The organism is bacterium Unc6, from assembly GCA_013626165.1.
Lineage (GTDB): Bacteria > Omnitrophota > Gorgyraeia > Velesiimonadales > Velesiimonadaceae > Velesiimonas > Velesiimonas alkalicola.
Window position 1 is genome coordinate 1 of sequence record NDHX01000010.1, and the last position, 14,913, is coordinate 14,913.

The following is a 14,913-nucleotide window of genomic DNA, read 5'->3' on the forward strand; positions in this document are numbered from 1 at the left end:
ATATTTCAAAGTTTTCAATACCAAAACTCTCAAGCAATTCTGCCAAAGAAAATTCTTTGTGACTTTTTCTAAACAATTTTTTATTGGACTTAAAATACTCTACAAAAATTCCAAACTTTTCAGAAGTCCAGATTTCTCGCCTTCCAGCCGTTCCCCCAGTATCTACTCTATTTTTAAGTTCAACCAACACCATCGTTTTTTCATCTTGTATAATGCTTCCTACATCAGTACTTACATCCCTATTACCCAACCAATCCCATTCAATTGTTCTTAAAATTTTCTTTTCCTCTGATGACAGACCTTGTTGAGTAAAGATTCCTTTCTTTTTATGAAGAGATGGATATTCCAACCAAAATGGAAATTTACTAAGTTCTATGTCAAGAGAGCAAGTTTCAAAAGACGAGGCTATTTTCTTTTCAATATACTTCCCCCTACCTCCTTGGCTGTGATGATAATACGAAGTAACACCTAATAAAGCCTCATAATATTCTCTAATTTCAGAAGGGACACTCAATAGCCCATCGTAAACTTTAGCTACAGGGTCAAAATCCTTAGCATTAACATCAATACATAACTCCTTAAAGTTTACCAGTATATTTTTATATGGTTCATAAAGTAATATCCGGCCAAGGTCTAATTTTTCTTTCACCTTGACACAAAGAAGATTTCTTTTTGTAATCATATTTATTTCCCCTTTTCACAAATTATTACACTTTCTCCTCTTATTGCCCTATTGCGAGCACCCAAGAGAGGATTGAATATTAACTTTTCAAATTTAAAACCCGCTTCTTCACAAAACTTTTTAGTTGTCACAGTTGTCGGGATTTTTTTGCCATTAACGGTACTATCTCCAATTATGATTGCCAATTTACCACCGGGTTTTAATGCCCAAAAGATATTTTTTATGGATTCTTTTAAGTCCTCATAATACATAGCAACCCTTGGAGGCAATCCGTTATAATTATTTTTAGGGTATCCACTATTTTTCATTCCCAAATATTTTGATTCAATCTTTTTCATATCCGCACCTAAATAATCATAAGCAATCTTATCTTTCCCCACATAATCTATAGAAAAATAATAAGGCGGACTTGTAATGCAAGCATCAAACTTTTCTTCCATTTCACCGATGTTTTTAAGTTCAAGTATATCCCCTTCTATGATTTTGGCGGATTTAAATTTAAGTCCGTATTTCTCTTTAATCTCCATAGTCTTTTTATAGCAGTCTCTTAGGTAATTCAATTTTTCAATAAAGAGACCTACCTTCCCTTTCCTGTTATATCTCGAAGTCCTTACAAAGGCGTCAACCGTATCAAAATATACTGCCAACATTAACTTATGAATTAAAGGGTCGGAATGTTCCCATCTTCTATTTTCTATTGCCTGTAAAATATCTTGTAGTTCCTCTGGTACAAAATTCAATTTCTGTTCATCAATAAAAAGTAAATCATTTTTCAACTCAGATAAAACGATTCCCATCGGAGTAACATCTATGCCTACACTTTTAATTCCCATAAGAGAAGCCTCGTGTGTAGCAGTTCCAGAGCCATTGAAAGGGTCTAAGAGAAGTGAATTCTGCTTTAACTTGAAAACATTGATTAAAGTCCTCACTACCCGAGGATAAAATTTACCTTTGTAGGGATAAAGATTATGAAACGCATAAGCATTAGTATCGCCGAATTTATCCACTAATTCGGTATAAAGGGTTGTTTTTCCTTTTACTTTTTCAAGATGGGCAATTCTTAATCTTATAAAATCATCATCGCCTTTGAAAGTAACCACTCTATTTACTGGGTCAATAGTATATTCTTCCGTTAAACCCTGTAATTCCAAATCTAAAAATTCCAAATCGGCTAAGGTCTGCATCCAAAAGCCAAAAATTGTATCACCCTTGGGGACAACATAGCTTGCAAATTCTTTAGCATAAGCATCCATTATCTCTTCGTAAGATGGAAGCTCATGAGTGCCAAACATGGTAGTTTGTTTTTTCGGTTCAGTGCTCTTAATCATGTTTTTTCCTCATTTTAATATTTAATTTTCCCAATAACATCTTATTAAACTTTTCTTCCTTTTTCAAGCGACCAATGGCGTATAACTAAATATTGCTGAACTCTATAAGTTTATTTAATTTCCCGTAAGCCTTCCCCGAAGATATGGATTCCTGAGCGAGTCTTTTTGCATCCTCTATGTCTTGTGCTTTCCCGGCAGAGAGGATTGCAAATATACTGTTTGCAATTACGACATCTGTTTTGGCTCCTTTTTCACCTGATAGTATTGCTTTTATTATTTCTGCACAGGTTCTTGCATCTGCACCTTCTATATCTTTTATAGCGCACCTTTTAATTCCAATCTGTTCAGGTGTTATGGTATATGTGTTAACAGAGTTTTCTTTTAATTCGGAAATCTGTGTTCTTCCTGTAATAGAAACCTCATCAACACCATCATCTGTTCCATATACCACATATGCTCTTTTGGATTTAAGATTTTTTAAAACACCCGCCATAACGGGGGTAAGTTTCTGCTCATAAACACCTAAAAGCTGGGCATTCGCATTTGCAGGATTTGAAAGAGGACCAAGCGCATTGAATATTGTTCTTATTCCTATCTCTTTTCTGGGAGGCATCGCATACTTCATAGCAGGATGATAAAGCGGTGCAAACATAAAACACATACCAACCTTTTTTAGACATTCGGCTGACCTTTCAATCGGCATCTGTATGTTCACACCAAGCGCCTCAAGCACATCTGCACTACCGCTTCTGCTTGTTACTGCCCTGTTGCCATGTTTTGCAACATATATACCGCATCCTGCGGCAACAAATGCAACAGCAGTAGATATGTTAAATGTGCTTGTTTTTCCCCCTCCTGTTCCGCAGGTATCAAGTATTATGTCATTGACAGGTGTCTGAACCTTATATGAACACGAACGCATAGAAAGCGCAGCCCCTGTAATCTCATCAACTGTTTCGCCCTTCATTCTTAATGCTGTTATAAAAGATGCAATCTGAGAAGGGGTTGCTTCTGCTTTCATAATCTCATTAAATATCTGATATACTTGCTCTTGTGTAAGGTTTTCAAATTCTACGAGTTTTTGTATGCCCTCTTTTATCATAATAAATCCTTTTATATAAAACGCATTAAATACTTGCGTTTTATTGATTACACAGATTTTTGAAAGATTACACCGATTTTGTCGTCGGAGTTTAATCTGTGTAATCAGTTTTAATCTGCGTAATCAGAGATTGTTGGGGTTTTTCAACAATCTCTTATCTGAGTTCTTTTAAAGTTTTTTCGGCGTTTTTCACCATCTGCCGCCTTTTTTTTCATACCTCTTGCCTCTGTCTTCAATATCATTATAATAGTTATCCCAGAACGAACTTTTTATTCCCCTTTTTTTATGTTGCTGTGCTTTTTTTTGCATATCTGTTCCGAGTTTTATCCAGAAATATCCGTCCCTTAATCCTACCTTTGCCTGTTTTATCTTTTCTTTATCCGTCGGCTGCAACATCTTCATTCTTTCTTTATTGTATTCTTCGGCATACTGCCCCGTAATTTTTCCCTCCAGAGCCTGTGAAAGAGGGTCGGTTTTTAGCGCACCCCACTTTGTAATAAGATACAGCGCAAACACAAGTGCAGCAAATACTATAAGAAGAAGCCAGGTACTTGTGTCGCTTTTGATATTTTTATTATAAAATTTCATACCTTACTTGTTTAATTTCAAAAAATTCTTTAACACACTTTTCCCAACCTTTGTAAGTATGGACTCAGGATGAAACTGGACACCCCATATCGGGAATTCCTTGTGTTTCAATCCCATTATTTCCCCTTCTTTTGTCCATGCAGTTATCGTTAAAACAGAAGGCAGTGTTTCTCTTTTTACAATAAGTGAATGGTATCTTGTTGCCTCAAATGGGTTTTCTATTTTTTTAAATAAATCCTTTCCATCGTGATAAATTTTTGATGTTTTTCCATGCACAGGTTTTTTTGCTCTTACAACTTCTCCTCCAAAGACCTCTCCTATACACTGATGTCCCAAACATACACCGAGTATGGGTATGTTCTTGCCCAATTCTCTTATTGCATCACAGGAAATTCCTGACTGTTTCGGGGTGCAAGGACCGGAAGATATTACAATGCCGGCTGGCTTTAATAATGCAATATTTTTTACGGTTATCACATCGTTTCTAAACACCTTCAGTTTTTGTCCTAATTCACCGAAATACTGGACAAGGTTGTATGTAAATGAATCATAGTTGTCTATCATTATAAGCATATTATTATTCTAACCCTTCGTTTGCAATTTTTATTGCCTTTAACATTGCCTCTGCCTTATTCACTGTTTCATAGTATTCTTTTGAAGGAACAGAGTCTGCAACAATACCGGCGCCTGCCTGCACATAAGCCCTGTTATTCTTTATTATTGCTGTTCTTATTGCAATACAGGTATCAAGATTTCCCGAAAAACTAAAATAACCTATGCAACCCGCATAAAGGCCGCGTCGGACATTTTCAAGTTCTTCAATAATTTCCATTGCCCTTATTTTGGGAGCACCACTTACAGTCCCTGCGGGAAATGTAGCCTTTACCACATCTATAAGTGTTTTGCCTTTTAAAAGTTCCCCTTTACAATCACTTACAATATGCATAACATGTGAATATTTTTCAATAACCATAAACTCAAGTGTTTTTACCGAACCATACCTGCATATTCTTCCAATATCATTTCTCCCTAAATCAACAAGCATAATATGTTCGGCACATTCTTTCGGGTCATTCAGCAGTTCTTTTTCAAGTCTTTTATCTTTTGCCTCGCTCAGCCCGCGCGGTCTTGTTCCAGCAATGGGCCTTACCTCTACAATTTTGTTTTCACATCTTACAAAAACCTCAGGGGAAGCACCAACAATATTTACCTGCGGCATTTTTATATAATACATATACGGAGAAGGATTAACCGAACGAAGCGCTCTGTAAATATCAAAAGGCGGGCATTTGACAGGCGTCTCAAACCTCTGTGAAAGAACAATCTGAATTGCATCTCCTGCATTTATATAAGCCTTTGCTTTTCTTACCTGTTTCTCAAAACTCTTTTTTGTAAAATTTGCCTTCACTTTGGCATTTGTAATTTTTATTGAATGTGTAGTTTTAAGATACAGGGGTTTTCTTAATCTTTGTATTATTATATCTATTTTTTTTATGGCATTATTATAGGTCTCATCAGGGTTTTTATCTGTATATGCAAGGCAGACTATCTTTATTTTGTGGTCTATATGGTCAAATATAAGGATGGTATCTGTTAACATAAAGACACAGTCCGGCAGATTCAGTGTGTCCTGATTTTTTTCTGGTAATTTTTCAAAGGTTCTTACCATATCATACCCTATATATCCTACAAGTCCGCCGCAAAAACGAGGGAGTGTGCCAGAAGAAACAAACTTATAGACAGACATTAAACTTATAATTGTTTTCAAAGGGTCGGCAGTTTTAACCTGCGTTTTTTTGCCTCTTTTTTCAAATATAACTGTATCTTTATAAGAATATGCCATAAGTGAGGGTTGTGTTCCGATGAACGAATATCTTGCAATCTTCTCTGCACCCTCAACAGACTCAAGAAGATAACTAAACCGGGATCTGTCAATTTTTAAGAATGCAGATACAGGGGTTTCAAGGTCTGCAACAATCTCTCTATAAACAGGTATAAGATTTCCCTGTCTTGAAAGTTTTAAGAACTCTTTCCTTTCCGGATATATCATTTTTACCTTAATAATGAACCTATATCAACGTCGCCTGTGATTTTTTTTATTTTTGCCATTGCTATATCCTGTACTTTTTTCAAGGCTTCTTGAAAACATTCTTTTATTGCCTGCTCTAAAATGTGCTTGTTATCTTGTGAAAGAACAGATCGATCTATTGTCACATCTTGAACCTTATAATCAGCGCTTATGACAACCTTTATCTTCCCATCAAGACGGACTGCTTCTGTTCTTGAACTTGCAAGTTCTTTCTGTATCTCTCTTGCTTTTTTTTGCATCTCCATTGCCTGTTTTATCTTATCAAACATTTTTCCTCCTCTATTTTAGCCTTCTCTTGTTTCTGCTTTTTTGTCTGACATCTTTAAGATTTTTCCCCCTACCTACTACATATCAAATTAGCTTACCGGGCGCAACGATAGAAACACTCCGGTGCAATGCCTTGTTGAACCAGATAGGCTAAATCATGCTCACTACTTCGACACTAAGCCGATCTTTCACGTGATGCTCCGTAGACAGGTAGTGGTCAATGGCATCAAGAATGGTGGCATGAAAATAACGCTCACCGCATTCAATGCATACTTCCGCCTCTACGTTCTCAACGATATAAAGATGGCCACGCAGCCAATGCTGGCGTTTAACCTTCTTTTTTTCGGTGCCACCACCGCAAAACTCGCAAATCATAGATCCTCAAGTTAACGTGTATACTGTGATAATAATGACGTCGGCATTCTTCTTAAACCTACATATCACGTGAATTGAAAGGTAGTATGCACGATCGATAATCTTCTGCCGAATTGTTTGAATTCTTGCCACCAATCCTTGATCAGGCCCAACAAAAACTTCGCCTCTGAAGGCTCCACCTCTCAGGCGTCATCAGGCAGGTTATCTGCTATTGTTCTCACCCTTGCCCATGCTTTTAGCCTTATTGCATTTAAGTTTATAAATCCTTCTGCATCTTTTTGGTTGTATGCGCCCTTGTCAGATTCCATAGTAGCAATCCTGGGATTGTATAACGAAAAAACTGATTTTCTTCCTGCTAAGATAATATTTCCTTTATAAAGTTTTAGCCGAACAGTTCCAGTCACATTTTTTTGTGTGCAATCAATAAAGGACTGTAGAGCAATCCTTTCGGGACTGAACCAAAACCCGTAGTATATAAGTTCTGAGTACTTTGGTATCAGGCTATCTTTCAAGTGCATAATCTCCCTGTCTTGTGTAAGGGTTTCTATCTGCCTGTGTGCAAAATGAAGTATTGCACCACCAGGGGTTTCATATACGCCTCTGCTTTTCATACCCACAAATCTATTTTCTATTGTGTCTGTTCTACCAATGCCATTTTTCCCACCAATTTTGTTTAAATTTTTTATTATGTTTGCTGGTGATATTTTTTTATTATTTAAGGCAATACAATTGCCGTCCTCAAAATCAAGTGTAATATGTTCAAATCTATCAGGGGCATCTTGCGGTGATACTGAAAGTATGAATATATCTTCAGGAGGCTCATTCCAGGGATCTTCAAGAATACCGCTTTCATATGATATATGAAGAAGGTTCCTATCCGTTGAATATGGTTTTTGTTTCGTTACAGGAACGGCAATGTTATGTGTTTTGGCATATCCTATAAGGTCTTTTCTTCCCCTGAATTCCCATTCTCTCCAGGGGGCGATAATCTTTATATCGGGTTTTAAGGCATAATATGTAAATTCAAATCTGCACTGGTCATTTCCTTTCCCTGTAGCACCATGTGCTACGGCATCTGCTTTTTCGGCTTTTGCAATTTCAATCTGTTTTTTTGCAATCAAAGGCCTTGCAATAGATGTTCCTAAATAATACTGATTTTCATATATAGCACCGGCTCTTATCATAGGAAATATAAAATCTCCTGCGAACTCTTCAACAAGGTCTAATATATAACACCTGTCTGCACCTGTTTTTATTGCCTTTTCTTTCAACCCCTTTAATTCTTCTTCCTGCCCTACATCGGCGCAAAAGGCTATAATTTCTGCATTATATTTCTCTTTTAACCACTTTAATATCACAGATGTATCAAGCCCACCCGAATATGCAAGAACAATTTTTTTAATCTTCTCCATAATTTTCCTTTTTTATTTGACAGGTTATCTGGTCTTTGCCATCAATATGGCAAGTATAGCCTTCTGGACATGGAGTCTATTTTCTGCCTGTTCAAACACCACAGACTGACGCCCCTCTATAACCCAATCTGTTATTTCTTCCTCTCTGTGCGCTGGAAGACAGTGCATAACCCTGCAGGTTGGTCTTGCAAGTTTTAAGATTTGTGCATTAACTTGAAAATCCTTGAATGCTTTTTTTCTTGCCTCAACCTGTTTTTCCATTCCCATACTTGTCCATACATCAGTATATAAAAAGTCTGACATCAGTGCAGCTTCTTTTGGGTTATTTGTAAGGACAATCCTTGACTTATGTTTGGTGGCAATCTTTTTAACATCTTTCACAATATCACTCATCGGTTCATACCCACAAGGGGTGGCGCATACTATATTTATACCCATATATGCACAGCCATAAAGAAGAGAATGAAGAACATTATTTCCGTCTCCTATCCATCCTAAACTAAGCCCTTTTAACTTTCTTCTTAACCTTAACATAGTAAATATATCCCCGAGTGCCTGACAGGGATGTTCCCTGTCGCTTAGTGCATTTACAACAGGAACACTTGAATATTCAGCCATCTGTTCAATATCATTATGAGAAAAAACCCTCGCTACAATACAGTGTGCGTATCTTGAAACGACCCTCGCAATGTCTTTTACCTCCTCTCTTTGCCCTATACCCACTTCTTCAGGACCAAGATAGACAGGAAATCCTCCAAGTTCTTTTATACCGATAGCAAATGAAATACGGGTTCTTGTAGATGGTTTTTGAAATATAAGAACCACCGATTTATCTTCAAGAATATTCTTGTACATAAACCTGTTTGTTTTAAGTTTTTCTGCAATTACAAAAATTTTCTCTATATTTTCCTTATCCATATCCTTCAAACTTAAAAAGTCTTTTTTCAACCCTACCCCCTTTTTTTGTGCCTACTGAACAGTTATCTGTGATTGTATCTTTTCAAATCTAATCTTTCCTATACCTTTAACATTGGTTATATCTTCTATACGGTTAAATTTTCCCTGTTTCTCTCTGTATTCAATTATTCTGCCTGCAAGTGTTTTGCCAATACCGGGTAGACCCATCAACTTTTTAATACTTGCATTGTTTATGTTCACTTTACTAATAACAATATCCCATCTTCCTGTTTGGACAGATTGAATCTTACCAACTCCTTTAACATATTCAACAATTGCATCCCTTATAAGAATCTCAGGTGGTGGCTTAGAACGACGGTATAAATGATCTGCAACGATATTTGCAGTCATTGAAATGAAAAACTGACGATGTGAAAATTTAAAACGACGGTATAGATGATCAATAACCACTCTAACATATTCAACAATCGCATCCCTTATAAGAACCTCAGGCGGTGGCTTAGAACGACGGTATAAACGACGGTAGAAAAAATTGCTAAGCGCAACCCTGTATAGGTCCTTTCCCTCAGGCAATTCGGGCAAAGAAATATTTAGGACTCTATGGCCCCGCTTTTTAGAAATATCCCATCTTACACTTATTCCGCTTATCAGGAGCGATATATCTGCCCTATCAAGAGATTTTTCCAAAATCTGTTTTAATCTGTCCTCATCCATCTGGACAGATACTATACTATCTTCAAACGGGAATATGTAGAACATATCCCTTAAAGTAATCTCACCACTCGGCAGTCCATACCTTACTGTGCTGCTTGAGATAATTGATATATCTGAACCGGATATTTGTCTTATGGCATCTGCAACAAAATTACCAGCGGGATGTTCTACTCCACGCTTTCTCCACAAGTGAACATCAGATTTTCCTATAACAGTATCATAATTTTTTGCCCTGAAAGATTCGGCCTCTGACAAAATATCTTTATCTGGAGGATATAATTCTGGTTTAAGTTCAACAAGACTATACTTATAACTAATGATTCTGTTTAGGTCCGTGTCAATCTGTATATCAAGCCTTCCTATTCTTTGTCCATATGCTCCTGCCTGACATATAAGTGTGGGAAGACGGCCTACCTTTAACGGCTCTTCAAAAATTTTGTGGTCATGTCCTCCTAATATAACATCTATATTATCAAATCTATTTGCAAGGGCTATATCACCTTTGGAACCTAAATGCGAAAGTACAATACAGATATCAAACTGTTTTCCCTTTTCCTTAAGAATATCTTTTAATATCGGTTCCGGATTGACAAACTTTATACCTTTAACATTTGCAGGGTCATTCATAAATGCAGTTCCAGGATGAGAAATACCGACAACCCTTATCCTCAGACCCCGGACATCAAAGTCTTTATAAGGCTTAATATAATCAGGTTGCACTTCAAACCTTCGTAAAAATATATTACAGGAAAGAAATGGAAAACTTGCAATTCTCTCTAAAAATGAAAGCCTGCGTTCTGAATATGCAAAATCATGATTACCGATTGCCACTGCATCATAACCGGCACTGCTTAAAAGCCTTATCATTGTCTCTCCTTTTGTTTTCTTATCCTCTGGGCTTCCTTCAAGAAAGTCCCCGCTGTCAAAGACCAAAAGTGGTATACCCCTGAGTTGTTTTTCTACATTTTTTATATATCCGTATATTGCCGCAAGCCCACCTGAATATTCTCCTGTTTTTATATCCTTCATCGGCAGTATATGGCCGTGTATATCATTTGTATGCAAAATAGTAAGCTGTTTATATTCAGAATATAAAAAACCCTGAAAAAGAACAAGATAAAATATAAAAAGCAAGACTCTTTTGAAGAGTCTGCTGTGTGACCCACTCAGGATCTGGTGCGCAACCTTGTGTGGTGAGTGCTCACAGTCCCTATATGCTGGAAAAAACCTCATCAAGAATCCCAATTCCTTGATCAATCTGTTTTTTGGTTACAACAAGCGCAGGCATAAGACGAAGAACATTTCCTTGCGTGCAATTTATAAGAAGTTTTTTTTCAAAACACTTTTCAACAATTGTTTTACCCTGACATTTAAGTTCAATTCCAATTATTAAGCCAATACCCCTGACTTCTTTTATTATTTGATGTTTTATCTTTAACAGGCCAACCTTTTCAAAGATATACTCTGACATTTTTAAAACATTTGAAAGAAGGTGTTCTTTCTCTATTGCCTTAAATACAGCAAGAGAAGCCGCACATACCAGAGGACTACCTCCAAAGGTTGAGGCATGCATCCCGGGACTTAAAACATCACATACCTTTTTTGATGCAACAACCGCACCTATTGGAAGTCCTCCGCCAAGTGTTTTTGCAAGTGTCATTATATCCGGCTTTATTTCGTAGTGTTGATATGCAAACATTTTTCCGGTTCTTCCCATGCCGGTCTGAACCTCATCAAATATAAGAAGTATATTCTTTTTATCGCATATCTGTCTTATCTGGTTCAGGTATTCTTTCTGTGCAACATTTATTCCGCCCTCACCCTGTATGGGTTCAACTATTATTCCCACTGTTTTATCCGTTATGGCATTTTGGACTGCAAAAATATCATTGAACGGAACAGTTTTAAATCCTTCGGGCAGGGGTTCAAAACATTTTTTATATTTTTCCTGTCCCGTCATTGTAAGTGTTGCAAGTGTCCTTCCATGAAAAGAGTTCTGCATTGAAATTATCTGATACCTGTCTGGATTGCCAAATGCTCTTGAAATTTTTATTGCCCCCTCATTTGCCTCTGCACCACTGTTACAAAAAAATACCCTTCCTGGAAAACTTTTTTCTATTATTTTTTTTGCAAGTTTTCCCTGTTGGACAGAGTAATAGTTATTGGAAATGTGTATAATTTTTCTTACCTGATCTTTTACAGCAGAAACAACCATCGGATGGCAGTGTCCAATACCGCTTACGGCCCAACCGGGGAAAAAATCAAGGTATTTATTACCTTTTAAATCAATAAGTTCGCATCCGCGTCCTCTTACAAAAACAGCAAGGTGCCTTGCATATGTTCCCATCACATATTGCTCAAATGTTCTTAAAATCTCTTCATACTGCATACTATAATTCTACTTTATAGTCTGAAGAAATGCAAGAAAACAAATCAGGTCCTTTTAAAAAATAACTTGACTATGAATTATTTTTTCAGTAGAATATTTTCTGCTTATGAGAAATTCTATTCAGACCAAAACAGAACAAATAACAGAAACAATAAGAAGGACTCTTGATGGCCTTGGTGCTCAAAGAGGTTTTCTTATGATAATGGACGACAAAACCGGATGTCTTAAGGTAAGGGTTTCCTGTTCAATGGACCCAGCACACAATATACCTCGGCATACTATTAGCAGTATACCCATATGTAAAAGGCTCGCCGGTGTTGTGGCAAAAACACAAAAGCCGATTCTTATAAACAATATAGATGAAGTCTTTAAAAAATATCCGACAATAGTTAAAAAAACAGATTTAAAAAAACATCAAAGTTCAATTCTAATTCCCATAATAGAAAAAGGTAGGACCGTTGCTGTTCTTAATATAAATGATAAGAAGCAGGGCAAGCATTGGACAAAAAAGGATTTAAATACTGCACAAACTCTTGCGCATTACTGCGGAATGGCCTTACAGTGGGAAAAGAAAAACAAAGAACTACTCCATATAACTGAGATTGCCAGAGAGATAAGCAGTACAGATGATATGGAAGCCATATATAAGTTGGTTGTCAAGAAAGGAGCAGAACTGCTGCACTGCAAAGATGTATCTCTTATGCTTGCAGAAGAAATAGATAAACACTACGCACTTATTGTAAAAGAAAGTATAAACCCAAAGGTTATTGGACAGATAAGAAAACCTGGAGAAGGTGTATCCGGATATGTATGGAAAACAGGAAAGCCTGTACTTGTAAAATCAATAGAAAAAGCATCCGCAAGCAAAAGATTTGAAATACTTAATAAACCTGGTTCTTTTATTGTGGTGCCGTTAAATATCAGATACAAGACATCTTATGCATTAAATATCTCACTTAAATCAAGGCCCACCATCGGAGTTCTTAATTTCACAAACAAATATGACGGCTCAGAATTTACAGAAAATGACCTTGAGGGTATTATTACATATGTAAATCTTGTGCTCATTGCAATTGAAAAAACACATTTTTATACAGAGGCAAAGTCAGGATACTTGGGCACTATAAAAACATTATGCTCCATAATTGAAGCAAGGGATAAATATGTAAAAGGACATTCAGATAGTGTAGTAACCTATTCTATTGAAATGGCCGCACGGCTGAAACTTAGCAAAGAAAAAGTGGCAGACCTACAATTTGCAGGGCTTTTACATGATATAGGAAAGGTTGCCATCCCGGATGCAATATTAAACAAACCTTTTCCTCTTAAACTTACAGACGAAGAATATGCTTGCGTTAAAAAGCATGTAATAGAATCCGAAAGAATACTAAAAGACATTCCTTTCCTGTCAAATGTAAGAAAAATAATAAGGCATCATCATGAATGGTTTAATGGTCAAGGATATCCTACCGGTGTTAAAGGAACTAAAATATTGATTGAGGCAAGAATACTATCCATTGCAGATGCCTATGATGCAATGATATCAGGCAGGGTATATAAACCCGCAATATCAAAAGAATCGGCGATAGAAGAACTAAAAGGATGTAAGGGAACACAATTTGACGCCGAGATAACAGATGTCTTTATAGAAACATTAAACAATGAATACAGGAGGGTAAAATGAAAAAACTTGTTATTCTATTATTGGCACTTGCACTGTGGGCGGATCTTGTGTATGCAGGAGGCAAAGAAAGATGGGAAAATCTTATTAAAAAATCAGTAGATGTTCTTGATGATATGAATAATATGCCTGATAATGCAATCCCTATTTATTTAATAGAAAAATGCAGGGCAATTGCAATATTTCCTGGAACAGTAAGCGGAGGATTTGTTATAGGGGGGAAATTCGGACAGGGTGTGCTACTTGCAAAAAATGAAAACAAGTGGAGCAGTCCTGCTGTATTTAATATCGTAGGAGGAAGTTTTGGCTGGCAGATAGGAGGAAAGGCAACGGACATTATACTTGTTATTATGGGGAATGAAAGTCTTGACAGATTTTTAAGGGGAAAGGTTATACTCGGTGCAGGAGCAGCAGCAACAGCAGGACCTCTGGGAAGAAATGCACAAGTCGGAACCGATATACAGTTTAAGAGCGGCATACTTGCATATTCAAGGGCAAGGGGGCTTTTCGTAGGATTAAAGTTAGAAGGGTGTGTGATTACGGAAAACAAAAATGCAAATGAATTTCTTTATAAAAAACCTTTGTCCGCAAAAGAAATACTTATAGAATCAAAAGCAGAACCCACAAGGCAGGGAAAGGAACTTATTGCAAAGTTAAGGGCCTATGGTAAATAAAACGGGGAAAGATATCTCGAATGTTGCTGAGTTAAAAAATGCAATAAATAATAACACAATAAAACAGGTAAAAAATTTTCTTAAAAAAATGTGTTCTTCCTTTATGCAATATAATGTTTACAACAATGACTGGTGTGAAAAAACTTGTAAATCCAAATCTTCTACTTGCAGAAGATAGTGTTGGTAGATCTTCAATATTGATATGAGCTATATCTTAAAACTTCTTATACATATAGTTTCATTCAGTGCAGTTATATACATTGTTCCTGGTATAAAATCTGAAAATTGGAAATCTACAATTATTGCTGCAATTGTATTCGGATTTATAAATACATTTTTAAAGCCTCTCATTATCGGTATAACCATTCCATTGACACTTTGGACATTCGGTCTTTTTTTATTTTTTATAAATACCGTTATGTTCTGGCTTGTATCAGAGTTCGTTCCCGGCTTTACAATCGCAAACCTTTTAAGTGCATTTTTAGGTTCAATATGTTATAGTTTTATAAGTTTCCTTTTGAATATCTTAATTAAATCAAACGATAAATTTAAGATAAATTTTTATTCTTTTAAACAGAAGAAGTCAAAAGACAGGCCCATAGATGTTGAATTCTGGGTTGAAGAAGAAAAAACACAAGGCAACTAATTGACAGACGACAAACACTGGCGAGCCATCTCATAGAGCGAAATCTTG

16 protein-coding genes are annotated in these 14,913 nt (G+C 36.5%); 4 read left to right on the plus strand and 12 right to left on the minus strand.

The window, feature by feature from the left end; all coding sequences use genetic code 11:
- The 12 genes from B9J78_05190 to B9J78_05245 form a co-directional block, all read right to left on the minus strand.
- On the minus strand, window positions 1–682 hold a 682-nt coding region (locus B9J78_05190), incomplete at its 3' end, for a hypothetical protein (protein MBA2124313.1).
- A 2-nt stretch (window positions 683–684) separates the two neighbouring features.
- Window positions 685–2,010 carry a hypothetical protein gene (locus B9J78_05195; GenBank protein MBA2124314.1) on the minus strand — a complete coding sequence of 442 codons (1,326 nt, stop codon included), beginning with the start codon at window positions 2,008–2,010 and terminating at the stop codon, window positions 685–687.
- A gap of 85 nt (window positions 2,011–2,095) precedes the next feature.
- Window positions 2,096–3,112 (minus strand): anthranilate phosphoribosyltransferase, encoded by a 1,017-nt coding sequence (locus tag B9J78_05200; protein MBA2124315.1) that lies wholly within the window; start codon window positions 3,110–3,112, stop codon window positions 2,096–2,098.
- A gap of 189 nt (window positions 3,113–3,301) precedes the next feature.
- The gene (locus B9J78_05205) at window positions 3,302–3,700 is read right to left on the minus strand and encodes a hypothetical protein (GenBank protein ID MBA2124316.1); all 399 of its coding nucleotides are present in this window, start codon (window positions 3,698–3,700) and stop codon (window positions 3,302–3,304) included.
- A gap of 3 nt (window positions 3,701–3,703) precedes the next feature.
- Window positions 3,704–4,273: an anthranilate/aminodeoxychorismate synthase component II gene (locus tag B9J78_05210; GenBank protein ID MBA2124317.1), complete on the minus strand. Its 570-nt coding sequence runs from the start codon at window positions 4,271–4,273 to the stop codon at window positions 3,704–3,706.
- Window positions 4,274–4,277: 4 nt separating this feature from the next.
- The gene (locus B9J78_05215; GenBank protein ID MBA2124318.1) at window positions 4,278–5,750 is read right to left on the minus strand and encodes an anthranilate synthase component I; all 1,473 of its coding nucleotides are present in this window, start codon (window positions 5,748–5,750) and stop codon (window positions 4,278–4,280) included.
- A 2-nt stretch (window positions 5,751–5,752) separates the two neighbouring features.
- Window positions 5,753–6,058 (minus strand): hypothetical protein, encoded by a 306-nt coding sequence (locus B9J78_05220; GenBank protein ID MBA2124319.1) that lies wholly within the window; start codon window positions 6,056–6,058, stop codon window positions 5,753–5,755.
- A gap of 148 nt (window positions 6,059–6,206) precedes the next feature.
- The gene (locus tag B9J78_05225) at window positions 6,207–6,431 is read right to left on the minus strand and encodes a hypothetical protein (GenBank protein ID MBA2124320.1); all 225 of its coding nucleotides are present in this window, start codon (window positions 6,429–6,431) and stop codon (window positions 6,207–6,209) included.
- Between the two features lie 182 nt (window positions 6,432–6,613).
- Window positions 6,614–7,843 carry an argininosuccinate synthase gene (locus B9J78_05230; GenBank protein ID MBA2124321.1) on the minus strand — a complete coding sequence of 410 codons (1,230 nt, stop codon included), beginning with the start codon at window positions 7,841–7,843 and terminating at the stop codon, window positions 6,614–6,616.
- 24 nt (window positions 7,844–7,867) lie between these two features.
- The gene (locus tag B9J78_05235) at window positions 7,868–8,791 is read right to left on the minus strand and encodes an ornithine carbamoyltransferase (protein MBA2124322.1); all 924 of its coding nucleotides are present in this window, start codon (window positions 8,789–8,791) and stop codon (window positions 7,868–7,870) included.
- A 21-nt stretch (window positions 8,792–8,812) separates the two neighbouring features.
- Window positions 8,813–10,708, minus strand: coding sequence for a hypothetical protein (locus tag B9J78_05240; protein MBA2124323.1), 1,896 nt, complete (start codon window positions 10,706–10,708; stop codon window positions 8,813–8,815).
- On the minus strand, window positions 10,686–11,864 hold the full coding sequence (locus B9J78_05245; protein MBA2124324.1) for an aspartate aminotransferase family protein: 1,179 nt from the start codon (window positions 11,862–11,864) through the stop codon (window positions 10,686–10,688). Before B9J78_05245 ends, B9J78_05240 begins: the two co-directional genes overlap by 23 nt.
- Window positions 11,865–11,970: 106 nt before the next feature.
- Between B9J78_05245 and B9J78_05250 the strand changes: the two genes are divergently transcribed.
- The 4 genes from B9J78_05250 to B9J78_05265 are packed head-to-tail and all read left to right on the plus strand — an operon-like array spanning window position 11,971 to window position 14,865.
- A complete protein-coding gene (locus B9J78_05250; GenBank protein ID MBA2124325.1) occupies window positions 11,971–13,548 on the plus strand; it encodes a hypothetical protein in 1,578 nt (525 codons plus the stop codon).
- On the plus strand, window positions 13,545–14,219 hold the full coding sequence (locus B9J78_05255) for a hypothetical protein (protein MBA2124326.1): 675 nt from the start codon (window positions 13,545–13,547) through the stop codon (window positions 14,217–14,219). The genes B9J78_05250 and B9J78_05255 overlap by 4 nt, the downstream gene beginning before the upstream one ends.
- Window positions 14,209–14,397, plus strand: a complete 189-nt coding sequence (locus tag B9J78_05260; GenBank protein MBA2124327.1) for a hypothetical protein — start codon at window positions 14,209–14,211, stop codon at window positions 14,395–14,397. Before B9J78_05255 ends, B9J78_05260 begins: the two co-directional genes overlap by 11 nt.
- A 24-nt stretch (window positions 14,398–14,421) precedes the next feature.
- A complete protein-coding gene (locus B9J78_05265; GenBank protein MBA2124328.1) occupies window positions 14,422–14,865 on the plus strand; it encodes a hypothetical protein in 444 nt (147 codons plus the stop codon).
- The last annotated feature ends 48 nt before the right edge of the window (window positions 14,866–14,913 follow it).

Excerpts from the sequence above, each read along its gene's own strand:
- B9J78_05195 (MBA2124314.1), bottom strand. The coding sequence starts at position 2,010 with ATGATTAAGAGCACTGAACCGAAAAAACAAACTACCATGTTTGGCACT.
- B9J78_05215 (MBA2124318.1), bottom strand. The coding sequence starts at position 5,750 with ATGATATATCCGGAAAGGAAAGAGTTCTTAAAACTTTCAAGACAGGGA.
- B9J78_05265 (MBA2124328.1), top strand. The coding sequence starts at position 14,422 with ATGAGCTATATCTTAAAACTTCTTATACATATAGTTTCATTCAGTGCA.
- B9J78_05230 (MBA2124321.1), bottom strand. The coding sequence starts at position 7,843 with ATGGAGAAGATTAAAAAAATTGTTCTTGCATATTCGGGTGGGCTTGAT.
- B9J78_05245 (MBA2124324.1), bottom strand. The coding sequence starts at position 11,864 with ATGCAGTATGAAGAGATTTTAAGAACATTTGAGCAATATGTGATGGGA.
- B9J78_05240 (MBA2124323.1), bottom strand. The coding sequence starts at position 10,708 with ATGAGGTTTTTTCCAGCATATAGGGACTGTGAGCACTCACCACACAAG.
- B9J78_05250 (MBA2124325.1), top strand. The coding sequence starts at position 11,971 with ATGAGAAATTCTATTCAGACCAAAACAGAACAAATAACAGAAACAATA.
- B9J78_05210 (MBA2124317.1), bottom strand. The coding sequence starts at position 4,273 with ATGCTTATAATGATAGACAACTATGATTCATTTACATACAACCTTGTC.
- B9J78_05205 (MBA2124316.1), bottom strand. The coding sequence starts at position 3,700 with ATGAAATTTTATAATAAAAATATCAAAAGCGACACAAGTACCTGGCTT.
- B9J78_05260 (MBA2124327.1), top strand. The coding sequence starts at position 14,209 with ATGGTAAATAAAACGGGGAAAGATATCTCGAATGTTGCTGAGTTAAAA.
- B9J78_05220 (MBA2124319.1), bottom strand. The coding sequence starts at position 6,058 with ATGTTTGATAAGATAAAACAGGCAATGGAGATGCAAAAAAAAGCAAGA.
- B9J78_05200 (MBA2124315.1), bottom strand. The coding sequence starts at position 3,112 with ATGATAAAAGAGGGCATACAAAAACTCGTAGAATTTGAAAACCTTACA.
- B9J78_05225 (MBA2124320.1), bottom strand. The coding sequence starts at position 6,431 with ATGATTTGCGAGTTTTGCGGTGGTGGCACCGAAAAAAAGAAGGTTAAA.
- B9J78_05255 (MBA2124326.1), top strand. The coding sequence starts at position 13,545 with ATGAAAAAACTTGTTATTCTATTATTGGCACTTGCACTGTGGGCGGAT.